Raw genomic sequence first — 15,696 nt, 5'->3', positions numbered from 1 at the left:
TTAAGCCGTATGTATCACATGTATCCAGCATAAATACTCCCTCAAAAGTAATAAATAAATGATGGCGAAATGTTTCAAATCTATAATATCTCCCGTTATATTTAGCAATAACAAAAGAAGAGGAACTCTGTACAAAGTATTAAGTTGGTAGATGGCGAAAAAAAATCATCCACTATCATCATAGTTCAATACATTTTACTAAATAATAAAGTAAAATTCAAAGCAAATAAATACTATTTTCAGCTCAAATGGTTTTATAGTTTTTTAACATTTTAAGTTATTACTATTAATTATACTTTCACTCAGCAAACACGGAAAACTCGTAATTTATATCTCCTTAATTATTCTTAGCAATATCGCACAAACAAAAATATTACTTTTAATGATTAACAGTTAATATTACAAGAAAATTAATAAAAAATAAGTTATATTTGCAATTGTACATTAGCTAACAATTTAAAATATATACCACAATAGGATATTTCCTGTTGATATATACATATATAAATTCAAAGACAAACAAGACTATAATAAAAGGATACAATAAAAAATACAATAAAAATATGGAAGCAGGTAAACGAACAATTAGAGATATATTCAATAGAGGTCGAAATTTAGAGATTCCATTTTTCCAAAGAGCTTACGTTTGGAATACAGAGCAATGGCAACGATTTTTAGAAGATATGCGTATGGTTTCAATAACCAAAAAACCATACTTTTTAGGCTCAGTTATTCTTAAACAACAAGAAACTGCTTCAAACAAAGATTCTATATTGACTGTAATTGACGGTCAACAAAGGCTTACAACATTAAACATATTTTTAAAAGTATTGTGCCTAAAAAACAATTCCGACTCTGATTTTACGGAAACTTTTAAAAAGCAAAGAGATAAATCAATCATTTTGCTTCACAACCATAACGATCAAGATTCCTTTAATAAAGTTGTAAATCTTGAATCACTCCAAATTTTTGAAGATATTTCAGAAAACGACAATATTCTCTCTGCATATAATTATTTTAAAGAAAATATAACTGAAGAAGACTTATCTTATTCATTAGACTTCTTCAATATTTTAGACAATATTTTATTTGTTGGAATTGACCTAGGGTATGAAGAAGATGAACAACAAATATTTGATACAATAAACTCTCTTGGAGTTCGTCTGACTACGGCTGAATTGCTCAAAAATTATTTCTTCAACCGCGACGAAATTGATAATTATGAGAAATATTGGAGAATAATATTTGAAAAAGATGATGAAACAAAAATTTATTGGGACAGAGAAATCACGACGGGTCGTTCAAAAAGAACATTTATAGACCTTTTCTTCTATTCATATCTCCAAATTAAAATTCAGGAATCAGAATTAAAAGTAAAAAATGACGACAAAATTGAGTTCTCAAAAGTTGAAAACCTCTTTGAATCGTATAAACGTTTTATAAGAGATTATCAACTAAATAAAACCGAAATCCTTGATGAAATTAGAGAATACGCGATTTTGTTCAAAAACAATTTTGACTATGATATTATATACAATGAACTTACTAATAATAGTGGAATCGAACGAATAAATGCAATAATTTTTGGACTTGAGACTTCTACTCTAATTCCATATACACTTTACATTCTCAAAAATGTAGATGACAGAAATCAACAAAATGAATTATTTGCATTTATTGAAAGTTATGTTATGCGAAGAATGGTTGTTAAGGCAACAACAAAAAATTACAATCAACTATTCACCGACAGACTTATCTCAAATAAAATCCTATCAAAGGAGCAGTTTATTCAATTTCTTGAAACAAGAAATGATAAAGTAAACTATTTACCAAGTGATACGGAACTAAAACAAGGGTTTCATAATTCTGTGCTTATTAACAAACAAGCATCAGGAATAATATATCTTATTGAATCTAAAATCAGAGACAGAGATAAACAGTCAACACAACTTTTAGGAATCAATAAGTATAGTCTGGAGCATTTAATGCCTAAAAAGTGGGAAAACAAATGGCCCAATGTTCCAACCAAAGAAGCCAAAGAGAACAGAAATTTCAAATTAAAAACATTAGGCAACTTAGCAATAATAACACAATCATCAAATACATCGATCAGGGATGCCAATTGGCCAACCAAGAAAAAAGGAAGCGGAAACAAACAGGGATTAAATCGCTTTTCGAGCGGAATTGAAACACTTGCACCATATCTTGAATTGAATGAATGGAACGAAAGTACAATAGAAAATAGAGCTAAATTCTTATTGAATAAAGCTAAAGAAATATGGAAAGCATAAGAGATGCGAAGTAAAAATACCTATGCATAACATAATTTAAAATTACTGGTGTCCGATAAAACCTAAAAAAATGAGATTCTCAATCACATATTTCATGCGGTTGAGACTCTCATTTTTTAAATCCAATCCCCCCTAATCAAAAAGAGAGAGCAATGTTGGCTCTTCAGAGCCTTCATTTAAGTATGCTTCCCAGTCTTTTTCTGGGTGATTAAAAAGGCTATAGAAGTCCACGTAGTACATCAGCGCTATTCTAACAATAGTTGCCAGTCCAGAGAAGCTCCAAGATCGCGTTAACCCCTTTTTCATTACCATCAAAAGCAAATTCGCTATCAGGGTTATCCAGATTTGGATCTTGATGGCATTGACACAACCTTCATAAAAATATTTCAAAAAAAAACTTTGCTTTAACTGTTAAAAAAAAGCCCTATCTCCCATCTATTACGATAGATAAAAATAGAATATTAAAGCTCGGCCTCCAGCTCATTAATAAAAGATGAGTTATCGTTTCTTCTCATATACTGATCCCCAAAAGTGTGTAAGTCTCTGGAATGTTATCTTTAAAAAGTCAAAACACAAAAGATAAACAAGACCATAAAACTTACACAAGTGCAAATTAAGGAAATTCTATAAAACGTGATGAGCAAACCCCAAAAAGTGACTCAATTAATTGAGCAGATCATAGAGATAGCTATAGCGGTCGAGCGTGAGCTTTACAAAAAAGGCAGTAACGATGTGAGCAATAGTTACTGCCTCCTTCGCATCTTTGCGAGATACAATATGCTACAATTACGAGTTCCCCAGACTTGGCAGCAGAGCTTTATTTCCTTGATTTTAGGCGTTCTCAAAGACCAAGAGAAAGAGATGGGAGAACTAGTAGGTTATATATAGTTGCGGTAACACAATGGCGGATATCTCTGGAGTATTTGAGCGGTTGTAGAAAAAAAGGTATAGCACAAGCCTAAACAAACGTCTCTTTTCATCGACACAAAAAGCAGTAGAAGCGTGACGTAAAAAACGTCATCTTCCGAGAACTTTAGAGGTACATGTCATCAATACTACATTCCCCTCCAATAGGTAAGAGAGGGGGTCGTGTCCGCCCCAAAAAATGTGTACACCTGTAAACAATGATAGCTATTTACATGTAGATTCTAAATAACATAAAAAAGCGAGAGTCACAACTCTACTGAGTTATGACTCTCGCTATACTTAAGAGATCTTTACTTTATTACCCTAAGGAAAGACCTTAAGCGGAGAGGGAGGCTCTCGAACCTGTGCTATCTCAAAATATCACATAATCGCAAATGTCTATTAATAACCAGCTTATTACAATCATAATTAAATCTAAATATTATTGGATATCGCTTGCTATTTCAATTTTTGGGTGTATATTTGGGTGCAGAATTTCAAATACACCCAGTCATGAACATCAAACGAAACATCATTTTTGCACCTGAAAGCCGCAAAAAGAATGGCGTTCCAATCGTGGATAACGTACCCATCCGTATGCGTGTTATATACGCAAGCCACCGCATCGAGTTTACAACAGGCTACCGCATTGATGCAGCCAAGTGGGATGCGGACAAGCAGCGTGTAAAAAACGGATGTACCAATAAATTGAAGCAAAGCGCATCCGAAATCAATGCGGATTTACTAAGATACTATGCCGAAATTCAAAACGTGTTCAAAGAATTTGAGGTACAGGAAACCATGCCGACCACCCAACAGTTGAAAGAAGCATTCAATCTGCGAATGAAAAATGGCAGCGAGGAGCAACAGGAAGATACTAAAATAAGTTTTTGGGAGATATTTGATGAGTTTGTTAAGGAATGTGGTAATCAGAACAACTGGACAGAATCCACATACGAAAAATTTTCAGCCGTAAAAAATCACCTGAAAGAGTTCAAAGAAGATGTGACTTTTGAGTATTTCGATGAGTTCGGACTAAACGAGTATGTAAACTTCTTGCGTGACAAGAAAGACATGAGAAACAGTACCATCGGTAAACAGATGGGATTCCTCAAATGGTTCCTGCGATGGAGTTTCAAGAAAGGATATAATCAAAACATTGCATTCGATACATTCAAGCCGAAATTGAAAACCACCTCAAAGAAGATAATCTTTCTGACATGGGACGAATTGAATAGACTGAAAGACTATCAGATACCCAAAGACAAACAATATCTGGAACGTGTCAGAGATGTTTTCCTGTTCTGTTGTTTCACAAGTCTAAGGTATTCAGATGTTCGTAACTTGAAGCGAAGTGATGTTAAATCCGACCACATAGAAGTTACTACCGTCAAAACGGCAGACAGCCTGAACATTGAACTAAATAAATACAGCAAAGCCATACTTGAAAAATACAAGGACATTCACTTTGAGAACAACATGGCATTGCCAGTCATCAGCAATCAGAAAATGAATGATTATCTAAAAGAGTTGGGCGAGCTTGCCGAAATCAACGAGCCTGTAAGGGAAACATATTATAAAGGAAATGAGCGTATAGATGAAGTGGCACCCAAATACGCACTGTTAAGTACTCACGCCGGAAGAAGGACTTTCATCTGTAATGCCTTGGCTCTCGGAATTCCGGCTCAGGTAGTCATGAAATGGACGGGACATAGTGATTATAAAGCCATGAAACCTTACATTGACATAGCTGATGATATTAAAGCTAATGCGATGAACAAGTTTAACCAACTCTAAATATATTACTTATGTACGAAGATTATACAAGACAATCCCTGCCATCCAAAGAATATAGGGAGTTATTAGGCAGTGCATTATGTGTTTTTAATTCCAATAATGCATTTATCATAGAGAATATCCTAAGAGAGGATGACGGAGCTAATTATAATTGGTATGATTTAATGGACAGAACATCAGGAAATCTATCGAAGCCTATTTCAGATACAATAACAAATAAAGCCGGTTCTAAGATTGCGACTTTATTTAACCAACTGGTAACTCAAAGAAATAGGATAATACATAGTTTCCAAATAACAGATAAGGATGATGAACAAAAACTTGCAACTAAAGATAAGAAAAACAATCAATATGTAATAACTAAAGAAATTCTGTTAGAGTTCATTAAAAATAACGAAGAATTAAGTACTGAACTACATAAGTTCAGAGGGTATTAAATTAAATCATATGGCAGGAAAGATACAGACGATGATTCCCCTATATGGAGAGCTCAACAGAATATACAGAGATTACATAGACAATCATTCTTTCTCTTTTGTCAGGCAGAAATTCATTTCGGATTTCTGTCAGCAGTATAGTGACACAAAATCTTTTGAAGCCGCCATCCTTGAACTGGTGCTTGACAGGCAAAAAGAACAATACACCTTGATACTCAACAGCCTGAAAACCGAAATAGAAAAGAGCATACAGGCTTATGAAACACACCCAATAAGTGATAGTGCCGTAGAGCGTGCTTGCTATCAACACATGGAAAGGTATTCCCTTGAAATTGAAGCCCAACAGGATGTAACAAGGAGCCTAAGCAAGCCGCTGAATGAAGCCAACAACAGGTATGATTCCATTGGCTACAGGGAACATACTGCCGAAGAGGAAAAACAGGCTGAAAAAGAATATGAACGCTGCAAGGCTGAATATGACAAGGAAAGAGCCAAACTGAATGAACTCTATGACCAGCAAAAGGCAGCAAGGAAAGAGGCATTCCAATATATGAAGAACCGTTGTGAGGACATGTACCGTCAAAGTTGCCTTTTTCTGGATATATTGAAGAAATACATTCCTGACGGGAAACGACAGGACGAGCCGAGCAAGCCAATCAGTCAGCAGGAAACGGCGGATGAACAACAAGAGTATTTCAGCATGAAATTGCTTTCGCTCATTCATGAGGTATGTGTTGGAGAACAGTTCGATGAAATTTCCGCACCGGATTTTTATGCCAATATGAACTTGCACCCCTGCAACTGCAAGTTGAGAATTAAACCGAGAGAGAAGATACGTGTATGTTATCTGATATTCCTCATGAGCGAAAAACTCTCCAAACAGGACAAGGACAAATGGAAAGCCGGGATACTGAAACTGCTGGATATTGATGACAGCTACTACAAGTCCAAGTACAAGGAGCCCGTTTCTGATTTCCCCAGTGACAGCAACCAGAATTTTGCCAAGGAAATGGAACATATATTCAGATAATCCGTGATATATCCTGATTCTTTACGAAAGTTCCACTTTTACCACTCAAATTAATTTTTGAGTGGTATTTTTATTTTCTGATATTCAATAAGATACATTGGCATTCGGATTATATCATCCCCATCCTTACCACCCGTATCCATATCTAATTTTGCATCGTTCGAGAACAGAAATAACAGCCAGTGCGCAGGGCTGATTGTTTAACGACTAATTAGATTGGACTATGACAAATATCCAAGAATTATTATCCAAACCCGTCTGGCAGATGACAGGCGAAGAGTTCATCATGTTAAGCAGGCACGCATCCGGTCAGCCGGAAGCGCAGCCGCAGCCCGTAACGGACACAGGCAGGAAGTATGTGTACGGAATACTCGGTATCGCCAAGTTGTTCGGGTGCAGCCTGCCTACCGCCAACCGTATAAAGAAAAGCGGAAAGATAGACAAGGCCATCACCCAGATAGGGCGCAAGATTATCGTGGACGCGGAACTTGCCCTTGAGCTGGCAGGGAAGAAAACAGGCGGACGCAAGTAACGGGAGGAATCGCTATGGACTATATGAAAGACATCCGGGAAATATCGGACGAACAGGCGGTAATCCTCTGGCAAGCCTCACGCCTGAGCCTGTCGGGAAAATACGAAAAAGCCCCTGAAATCCTCAGTGTGAAAGGTTCCGTTATCGGCACGTTGGGAAATTTCAGCGCATCCATCGGCAAAGCCAAAAGCAAGAAGACATTCAATGTGTCGGCTATCGTGGCTGCGGCATTGAAGAACGGAACGGTGCTCAGGTATGCGGCTGAACTTCCCGAAGCCAAGCGGAAAGTGCTTTACGTGGATACGGAGCAAAGCCCCCACCACTGCCTGAATGTGATGGAACGCATCATGCGCATGGCAGGACTGCCCGATGACAGGGACAACGAAAACCTTGAGTTCCTTGCCTTGCGGAAATACACGCCGGAGCAGCGCATAAGGATTGTCGAACAGGCAATCTACCATACGCCGAACCTTGGTCTGGTGATAATAGACGGAATCCGTGACATGGTATATGACATCAACAGCCCCAGTGAATCGACACGCATCATATCAAAGCTGATGCAATGGACGGACGACAGGCAGATACATATCCACACGATACTCCATCAGAACAAGGGGGATGAGAACGCAAGGGGACATATCGGCACGGAGCTGAACAACAAGGCTGAAACCGTGCTGCTCGTTGAAAAGGACAAGAGCAACGGGGACATAAGCAAGGTTTCCGCCATGCACATCCGTGCGATGGACTTCGAGCCGTTTGCCTTCCGCATAAACGAAAGGGCATTGCCCGAACTGATGGAGGACTACCAGACAGAAGCCAAAACACCCGGCAGACCCCAAGGCGGGAAGTTTGATGCCTACAAGGACATTTCCGAGCAGCAGCACCGGATAGCACTGGAAGCCGCATTCTCGTTGCAGGACGAGTACGGGTATAAGGAACTGGGCAAAGCACTGAAAGAATCGTATGCCTTGGTAGGCGTTCCGTTGAGCGACAACAAGCTGGTCAAACTCATCACAGTGTTAAAGAGCAAGCGGATGATAGTACAGGAAAACGGCAGGAAGTACAGGTACGAACCGGATTTCCACTATTAGCCCAATCATCGCAATCACTTCACTTTATTCTTGGGGTCTATATATTAGGATAAAGCGAAGTGGTTGCAGGGTAGCATCAAACCGCTTCACTTTAAGCCGTATTCTATATATACGACAATAAAGTGAAGTGGTTATACAGCCAGTAACCTATATGAAAAGGTACTGGCGAAAAGAAAAACAAACGATAACCGATAAAGACAATCATTTATGGATATACAGACAGCAAAACAAATCAGGCTGGAAGAGTATCTTCACAGCTTGGGATATAGCCCGGTAAAGCAGCAGGGCACCAATCTCTGGTACAAATCGCCGTTCAGGGAGGAAACCGAAGCATCGTTCAAGGTGAACACCGAGCGGAACCAATGGTATGATTTTGCACTCGGCAAGGGCGGCAACATCATCGCACTGGCTTCGCGCCTCTATGCAACGGACAGTGTGCCGTACCTTCTGAAACGCATAGAGGAACAGGCACCGCACGTGCGCCCCGTCTCTTTCTCTTTTCGCAAGCAGTCCTTTACGGAGCCAAGTTTCCAGCAGTTGGAAATCGTGCCGCTTTCTTCCCCTGCCTTGCTCGCTTATTTGCAGGAAAGGGGTATCAATCCGGCACTGGCGAAAAGAGAATGCAGGGAGGCACGGTTTACGCACAACGGCAAGCGGTACTTCGCCGTTGCGTTTCCGAACATATTGGGCGGCTATGAGATACGCAACCGATATTTCAAGGGCTGTATCGCGCCGAAAGACATCACCCACATACGGCAGCAAGGAGAACCGAAGGACACCTGTTACGTTTTTGAGGGATTTATGGACTATCTCTCATTTCTGACCCTGCGGCTCGAAAGCTGTCCGCAATGCCCCGATTTCGACAGGCAGGATTACATGGTGCTGAACTCTGTCGCCAATGTTTCCAAGGCACTCTACCCGTTGGGGAGCTATGAGCGCATCCACTGCTTTTTTGACAATGACCGTGCAGGAATGGAAGCCTTGCGGCAAATCCGCAAGGAATACGACAGCACCCGGCATATACGGGACGCTTCACAAATCTACTGCGGATGCAAAGACCTGAACGAGTATTTGCAGAAGCGCATGGCTGATGAGCAAATGCAATCCGTCAGAAAGAAGAATGACACGCTATCCAAGAAACCGAAAGGCTTCCGGTTATAGCCCACTATAACTACACGCTTCGCTTGCGTAGTTGTGGGCTCTCCCGAGGGGATTAGGGCTTTGCCCTAATGACCCACTCAGGGCGTTTCACCCCTGAGAACCCCGACCAAAGAGTGACCCTCTCTTTGGAAACTCCGCTTATGGGTTGCACCCCTAAGAACCCCATGCGGTTATGAGCGGAAAGCAGCAAACAAAATTAGTAATTACCGAATCAAAAATTGAAAAGATGGCAACAAAATCAAGCATACATATCAAGCCTTGCAACGTGGCATCAAGCGAGGCTCATAACCGGAGGACTGCCGAGTATATGCGCAACATCGGCAAGTCCAGAATCTACATCGTGTCCGAACTTACGGCTGATAACGAACAATGGATAAATCCGGATTTCGGCAGTCCCGAATTGCAGACGCACTATGAGAACATCAAACGCATGGTCAAAGAAAAGACAGGCCGTGTCATGCAGGAAAAGGAGCGTGAGCGCAAAGGGAAGAATGGCAAGATTATCAAGGTGGCGGGATGTTCTCCCATCCGTGAGGGTGTATTGCTAATCAGACAGGACACCACGCTGGAGGATGTGCGTAGGTTTGGCGAAGAGTGCCAAAGGCGATGGGGCATTACACCGCTCCAAATCTTCCTCCACAAAGACGAGGGGCATTGGCTGAACGGTCAGCCCGCACCGGAGGACATGGAGAGTTTCCAAGTAGGCGAAAGGTGGTTCAAACCGAATTACCATGCCCATATCGTATTTGACTGGATGAACCACGATACAGGCAAGAGCCGCAAACTCAATGATGAGGATATGACCGAAATGCAAAACTTGGCATCTGATATCCTGCTGATGGAGCGTGGGCAGTCAAAGGCTGTAACAGGCAAAAAACATTTGGAACGGAACGACTTCATCATTGAGAAGCAGAAAGCCGAACTGCAACGCATGGATGCAGCAAAGCGGCACAAAGAAGAACAGATAAACCTTGCCGAACAGAAACTCCGTCAGGTGAAATCGGAGATACGCACGGACAAGCTCAAAGGCGCAGCCACCGATGCCGCTACGGTCATAGTGAGCGGAGTGGGTTCTCTTTTCGGCAGTGGAAAAATGAAGAAACTGGAACTATCCAATGAAGAATTGCATCAGGAAATAGCCAAACGGGATAAGGGAATTGATGACCTGAAAGCCCAAATGCGGCACATGCAGGAACAGCACGGCAAGCAGATACGTAATCTGCAAGGAATACACAATCTGGAGCTTGAAGCCAAAGACAAGGAAATATCACGACTGAATGCTATTCTTGAAAAGGCGTTCAAATGGTTCCCGATGCTCAAAGAAATGTTGAGAATGGAAAAGCTATGCACTGCCATCGGCTTCACCAAAGAAATGATAGAGAGCCTTCTGACGAAGAAAGAGGCTATCAGGTGCAATGGCAGGATTTATTCCGAAGAGCACAGACGGAAGTTTGACATCAGGAATGATATTTTCAAAGTGGAAAAGAATCCGACCAATGACAGTAAACTGGTACTGACCATAAACAGGCAACCGATTGGCGAATGGTTCAAAGAACAATGGGAGAAACTTCGGCAAGGTTTACGAAAAACAGAAGAGCCAAGAAAAAGTAGAGGATTCAAGTTATGATGTAACGAGGGCTGAAAAAGCTGGGGGAATTGATCCTCCAGCTTTTAATTATGATTTTGAAATAGCATCAAGAATAGATAAGTCATGAATATCCTTATCCCGCAATTCATATCCCGAATGGAATACTTGTTGCCCTTTTGCAGAAATGCAAGGGATGCTTCTGCCTTCAAAGACTGCTGTTCCAAAATAGTCCGGTTGAAATTCATACCAGCCTCCATCCAAGTCGGCTTGTTTGGAAGTGCCGTCCGCATTCAAGACAAAAGGATGGATATCAATATAGCCTAATTCTTTGCTATACAGTTCCACACGGGTGGGCAACCAATTTGTTTCAATTTGATATCCTCTCTCCTGCAAAAGATCAAGGAGTTGGTCTGTATAATTGGCATCAAAATCAATGTCAATATCTCTATGCAAGCGGGTTTGCTGTCCGTACAAGACATCCACTCCCCAGCCTCCATCCAACCAAAACTGCATGTCCAGGCTTTCCAACAAGTCCAAAACTTGAAATAACTCTGTAATCGTAGTGTGTTCTTTCTTTGTCATATAATAATTCTTTAATAAATAATACTATGCGTAATTATCCAACTGCTTGATTGAAGAAATAAAATTTGCACCCACTCCAATCAGAAAGATAACCCATCCGCTGATCATAAAGACGGATGTGATACCCCATGCTTCCACCCAATATCCTGAAGCTACGATACCCAGCATTGATGGAAAGGTACTCAAACTAAAGATGAGAGAAAAAGTCCGTCCAAGCATGTCCGAAGCCAAGTTCTGCTGAATAATAGCGATGAAAAGCGCATGGTAAATGGAATAGGCTATGCCTCCTGTAAATGTTAGGCAAACAAAACCTATAAATGCGCTTGATGGTAAATAACTGGCGCTAATCAGATACAATCCCAATATCACATAAGCCGTATGCATCACTAATGTTTGCTTGCTTTTCAAAGCCTTACAGGCAAGTACTAAACCGCCCAACAATGCCCCTGAGCCCCAACCCATTTCCACAACTCCCATTTGCAAAATGTTTCCGTTGAAATGCAGAAGCGTCATAAAAGGAAATAACGTAAAAACAGGCATAAGGACAAAAGTCACCAGCGTAAAGCATACGAATAAAGGCAAAATGCCCATTGTACGCCGCAAGGTATGCCAACATTCCGTCAGTTCTTTTTTGAAATCTGGAAGAACTTTCGTTTTTTGAAGAGAAGGAATCTGGACACAAAGTAAGGTCAGACAAGCAGCAACAGCTCCGATCACATCTATGAGCAGAATATACTGTATGGGAAGCCAAACAACGAGGCTTGCCCCTACAACGGGAGCTATCACCTCACTGAAGGATTGAATGGAATGGTACAAACCTGATACCCTGACAAGATGGTGCTTGGGAACCAGTAGAGGGATGCTTGCCTGTAAAGCAGGTGCATGAAACGTACTGCCTATTGAACGACAAGCAGTCAATAGATAAAAAAAAGAAAGGTCTTTATAACCCTTGGTTATCACAATAAAAAGACATAGGGTACAGAACGCGATGAACAAGTCCGAATAAAACATCGTTTTCTTTCGATTCCATCTGTCAACATAGACCCCGGCAAACAAGCCTAATACAAATTGTGGTAAAAATCCAGCTAAAATAGCCAGAGATAAAGCTGTCGGGGATTTAAATTCGTTGCTAATCCAAAAAATAATGGAGAAGCCAACAATCGTACTTGTTAAAATAGATATGAGTTGGCCTATTCCTATCACGGCCAAAGTTGATTTCCAATGATTCATTGTGCTAATATTTCATGCGTTTATAGATAAGTACTTTCGTACATTAAGCAAAACGAAATTCTATCCACACAAAAAACTTGTATTATAATCCACTCCTGACGTTGGAATACAATAACAAATACTTTCAGGACGATGTAAAGTCCTGAAAAATCAAACTGAATGGATAGATAAATATTAGTCTTTTCTCATCGGATTCTTTTAATATCGCTACTCTTTTATTATGTAGTGGTTGTATTATCTTAAATAAAACAAAAACACCGACTTTACATTCTTGGGTGTAAAACTGGGTGTTTGTTTTGCAATCTGCTGATTTTCAGCGTTTGCTGCGGAGAGGGAGGGATTCGAACCCCCGGAAGCTCTCACTTCAACGGTTTTCAAGACCGCCGCGATCGACCACTCTGCCACCTCTCCTAAATCTTACAATCTCATTTGAGATTAGACTTGAGCGGAAAACGAGACTCGAACTCGCGACCCCAACCTTGGCAAGGTTGTGCTCTACCAACTGAGCTATTTCCGCGTAAAGATTACCTTTTCTGTTTTGGTGATGCAAAGATACACAAACTTTCTGAATATTGGTAATCTTTTTAGATGAATTTATTGGAATTTCGATCTATTATCTTCAATTTTTGATTTGACGATGATTTGATTAATTGCTTGTGACCGGATTGCTCCACTTCTAGCATTATTAACCATCATTTTCATCTCTTCTTCATTCATTGGAGTAGAACCTTCAGAACGGTTGGTAACATTAATTAAATAAACAGCTCTATCTCCTTTCACTGGCATTACTTTGTTCAACGGAGCATTCTTAGCTGCAGCGTTAATTGCTGGTTCATAACCAATATTTGCTAGTCTTGAAGAGCTATAGGTTACGCTATTAAGAGTATCTATTGGCTGATCGACAGCTGCTGCAAAATCATTAAGACTACTGTATCCTGCTGCAACAAGTTTATCAAACATTGCATCCACTTTTAGCTGCTCTTCGACAATAGGAGTGATCTGCTCTTTGACATCTTCAAATGGGATGATACCAGCGGGAATAAGTTTATTCACACGAGCAATGACGTACTTACTACCACACTCATTGATTTCAGAAACCTCATTCTTCTTCGCGTTCATTACCCAACGAACTACCTTCCGGCTATTATCTATATTCTGAGAGATCATTGGTTGTGATGCCATGACTCTGACATTCTCCATTACCTGATATCCAGCATTCAGAGCTTCTGCAGCAATATCTCCAGACTTATGCTCATTTAAGAATGTAGATACCTCATTATAAAGTAATCCTTGGGTCTCTGAGCTAGGAACCACTGTTCTCTGTGCTATTGCAACATTATACTTAGCAATAGGAGCCTTTGCTTCTTCCACAAGAATAATGTGTTCACCATACTTAGAGGTAAATACAAATGGCTCTCCTATCTTAGCTGAATAAATAGCATCACTAAACTTGGCACTAATAAAATTAGTCGCCATAGCTTCGTTCAGCCAACCAATTTCACCACCCTTACTACTAGAGTTTCTATCCAAAGAGTACGCAGTAGCAGCTTGTGCAAAGCTACTTGGGTTTGCCTTGAGTGCAGTGAGCAAACTGTCCCCATTAACTTGACCTTCGAAAGAGCCAGCAGGGGCTAATACAATGTGTCTTACCTTCAAGCTTTCAGGAGTATTTTTGACACCAACCAACTTAGCTACAGTGAACTTATCACCTTCATCCATAACCTTGCTAACTTCACCTACTGAAGCTCCAGATAGAAAAGCTAGGAAGTCAGCCGAAAATACTTGCGAATTAAACTCTGAAAGTGGAAGATACATATCCATGAAAGGAGTATCAGAAAATTCATCAAGGACTAAAGCTGGACTTTGACCTGAGCTAAGATCATTATGTGCTGTCTCAATATCTGACTTGGCGTTTTCAATATCTGACTTTGAAGGAACTATATTGGCATAGATCACATCTACCATGGCGGACTTGTCTATGGTCTTGAAATAATCTTTATGCTCGTCATAATATTTTTTCAGATCTGCATCTGTTGGGGTTACCTCGATATTAGTTGCTGAGTTAACGCCCTGTTGTACATAAAGAATATCTGCGATACTATTATCACCTTTCATGGCATACTCAACCTCTAGCTTATTGGCTAGGATCGCTCCTGCTAGCAGATTGACATACTTGTCATTAAGTTTTTGCTTCCGAACATTCTTTTCTATATCAACCCACATATTCTTGTATTGGTTGATTTGTGATTGTTCTTCAGGTGTATAATCTGCTTTAGAGTTAATTTGCTTAAGGAAATTAAGCAAGGCCAATTTATCAAATGAGCCTGATTCGGGATTGGCAAACATAGGGTTTTGGCTGATCACAGGAGAGATGTTTTCACCTTGGATCAAGTCAAATGTTTCAGCTGGTGACACTGTAATACCAAGTTTATCAGCTTCACTTAAGAGTACTTGCTCTGCAACCATTCCTTGGAAGACCTGATTTCTAACTTGATTGGTTTGAGAATCATCCAAAGTCGCCATTCCCTGAGATTTATACATCTCCATGACTTGGTTGACCTTGTCCTCATACTCTTGAATCTTTGTAGCCTTACCATTTACAGTAAAGGCATTCATTTCTCTATCTTGCATTATAGAGGAACCGCCTTTGATAATGTCTCCGAAGAGAAATGCAATTAGTGCCCCGCCAATAGCAATGACAAGACATCCTGCTCTGTTTCTAATTTTTTCTAATGTTGCCATATAATATATTTAATGCACTACTTTATTATTAAGTAATAATGCTTCATACCTTTTCAGTCAGCGAAGTTAGCAATTTTTTGATTATTTATCAAACTTTCTACGATTAGAAATAGCATCTTCAGTTTAATAGTATAATATTATTCATTTGAAGTCATACTTCTTTCAGTTCAAATTAACGAAAAGATTCTGGTAATTCATGGGATATATAGGTAGTTTCATATACTTTTTTGAGAAAGCATTATCTTTTATTCCATATAGTTCAATTCAAAGATACTGTCCCCAAAAAGTGTGTAAGTCCCAAGAATGTTA

Annotated in this window: 13 protein-coding genes and 2 tRNA genes; 9 read left to right on the top strand and 6 right to left on the bottom strand. The window is 40.0% G+C overall.

Features of this window, described 5'->3' with window-relative positions:
- Window positions 1–563 precede the first annotated feature (563 nt).
- Window positions 564–2,291, top strand: a complete 1,728-nt coding sequence (locus QYZ87_09340) for a DUF262 domain-containing HNH endonuclease family protein (GenBank protein ID MDN4754715.1) — start codon at window positions 564–566, stop codon at window positions 2,289–2,291.
- 132 nt (window positions 2,292–2,423) lie between these two features.
- Here the strand turns inward: QYZ87_09340 and QYZ87_09335 are convergent, their stop codons facing one another.
- The gene (locus tag QYZ87_09335) at window positions 2,424–2,597 is read right to left on the bottom strand and encodes a hypothetical protein (protein ID MDN4754714.1); all 174 of its coding nucleotides are present in this window, start codon (window positions 2,595–2,597) and stop codon (window positions 2,424–2,426) included.
- Window positions 2,598–2,927: 330 nt separating this feature from the next.
- Between QYZ87_09335 and QYZ87_09330 the strand changes: the two genes are divergently transcribed.
- The 8 genes from QYZ87_09330 (at window position 2,928) to QYZ87_09295 (ending at window position 10,872) form a co-directional block, all read left to right on the top strand.
- Window positions 2,928–3,179, top strand: a complete 252-nt coding sequence (locus QYZ87_09330) for a hypothetical protein (GenBank protein MDN4754713.1) — start codon at window positions 2,928–2,930, stop codon at window positions 3,177–3,179.
- A 531-nt stretch (window positions 3,180–3,710) separates the two neighbouring features.
- The gene (locus QYZ87_09325; GenBank protein ID MDN4754712.1) at window positions 3,711–4,994 is read left to right on the top strand and encodes a phage integrase SAM-like domain-containing protein; all 1,284 of its coding nucleotides are present in this window, start codon (window positions 3,711–3,713) and stop codon (window positions 4,992–4,994) included.
- 11 nt (window positions 4,995–5,005) lie between these two features.
- On the top strand, window positions 5,006–5,431 hold the full coding sequence (locus QYZ87_09320; GenBank protein ID MDN4754711.1) for a selenium binding protein: 426 nt from the start codon (window positions 5,006–5,008) through the stop codon (window positions 5,429–5,431).
- 10 nt (window positions 5,432–5,441) lie between these two features.
- Window positions 5,442–6,461, top strand: coding sequence for a hypothetical protein (locus tag QYZ87_09315; protein ID MDN4754710.1), 1,020 nt, complete (start codon window positions 5,442–5,444; stop codon window positions 6,459–6,461).
- 223 nt (window positions 6,462–6,684) lie between these two features.
- Complete coding sequence (locus tag QYZ87_09310; GenBank protein ID MDN4754709.1) at window positions 6,685–6,993, top strand: DUF3853 family protein; 309 nt, start codon at window positions 6,685–6,687, stop codon at window positions 6,991–6,993.
- A gap of 14 nt (window positions 6,994–7,007) precedes the next feature.
- Window positions 7,008–8,084: an AAA family ATPase gene (locus QYZ87_09305; protein ID MDN4754708.1), complete on the top strand. Its 1,077-nt coding sequence runs from the start codon at window positions 7,008–7,010 to the stop codon at window positions 8,082–8,084.
- 207 nt (window positions 8,085–8,291) lie between these two features.
- Window positions 8,292–9,245, top strand: a complete 954-nt coding sequence (locus QYZ87_09300) for a toprim domain-containing protein (GenBank protein MDN4754707.1) — start codon at window positions 8,292–8,294, stop codon at window positions 9,243–9,245.
- Window positions 9,246–9,471: 226 nt separating this feature from the next.
- The gene (locus tag QYZ87_09295; GenBank protein MDN4754706.1) at window positions 9,472–10,872 is read left to right on the top strand and encodes a mobilization protein; all 1,401 of its coding nucleotides are present in this window, start codon (window positions 9,472–9,474) and stop codon (window positions 10,870–10,872) included.
- A 48-nt stretch (window positions 10,873–10,920) separates the two neighbouring features.
- Here the strand turns inward: QYZ87_09295 and lnu(AN2) are convergent, their stop codons facing one another.
- From lnu(AN2) to QYZ87_09270, 5 genes are all read right to left on the bottom strand, one after another.
- Window positions 10,921–11,415 carry a lincosamide nucleotidyltransferase Lnu(AN2) gene (gene lnu(AN2) / locus QYZ87_09290; GenBank protein ID MDN4754705.1) on the bottom strand — a complete coding sequence of 165 codons (495 nt, stop codon included), beginning with the start codon at window positions 11,413–11,415 and terminating at the stop codon, window positions 10,921–10,923.
- A gap of 24 nt (window positions 11,416–11,439) precedes the next feature.
- Window positions 11,440–12,645, bottom strand: coding sequence for a macrolide efflux MFS transporter Mef(En2) (mef(En2), locus tag QYZ87_09285; protein MDN4754704.1), 1,206 nt, complete (start codon window positions 12,643–12,645; stop codon window positions 11,440–11,442).
- A 326-nt stretch (window positions 12,646–12,971) separates the two neighbouring features.
- Window positions 12,972–13,056: transfer RNA gene (locus tag QYZ87_09280), tRNA-Ser, on the bottom strand.
- Between the two features lie 33 nt (window positions 13,057–13,089).
- Window positions 13,090–13,162: transfer RNA gene (locus QYZ87_09275), tRNA-Gly, on the bottom strand.
- 77 nt (window positions 13,163–13,239) lie between these two features.
- Entirely contained in the window at window positions 13,240–15,387 is a 2,148-nt protein-coding gene (locus QYZ87_09270; GenBank protein ID MDN4754703.1) for a SurA N-terminal domain-containing protein, read from the bottom strand.
- Window positions 15,388–15,696 lie beyond the last annotated feature (309 nt).

It is taken from the genome of Porphyromonadaceae bacterium W3.11 (assembly GCA_030434245.1).
GTDB lineage: Bacteria > Bacteroidota > Bacteroidia > Bacteroidales > Porphyromonadaceae > Porphyromonas_A.
This window is presented reverse-complemented; position numbering and strand designations above follow the sequence as displayed.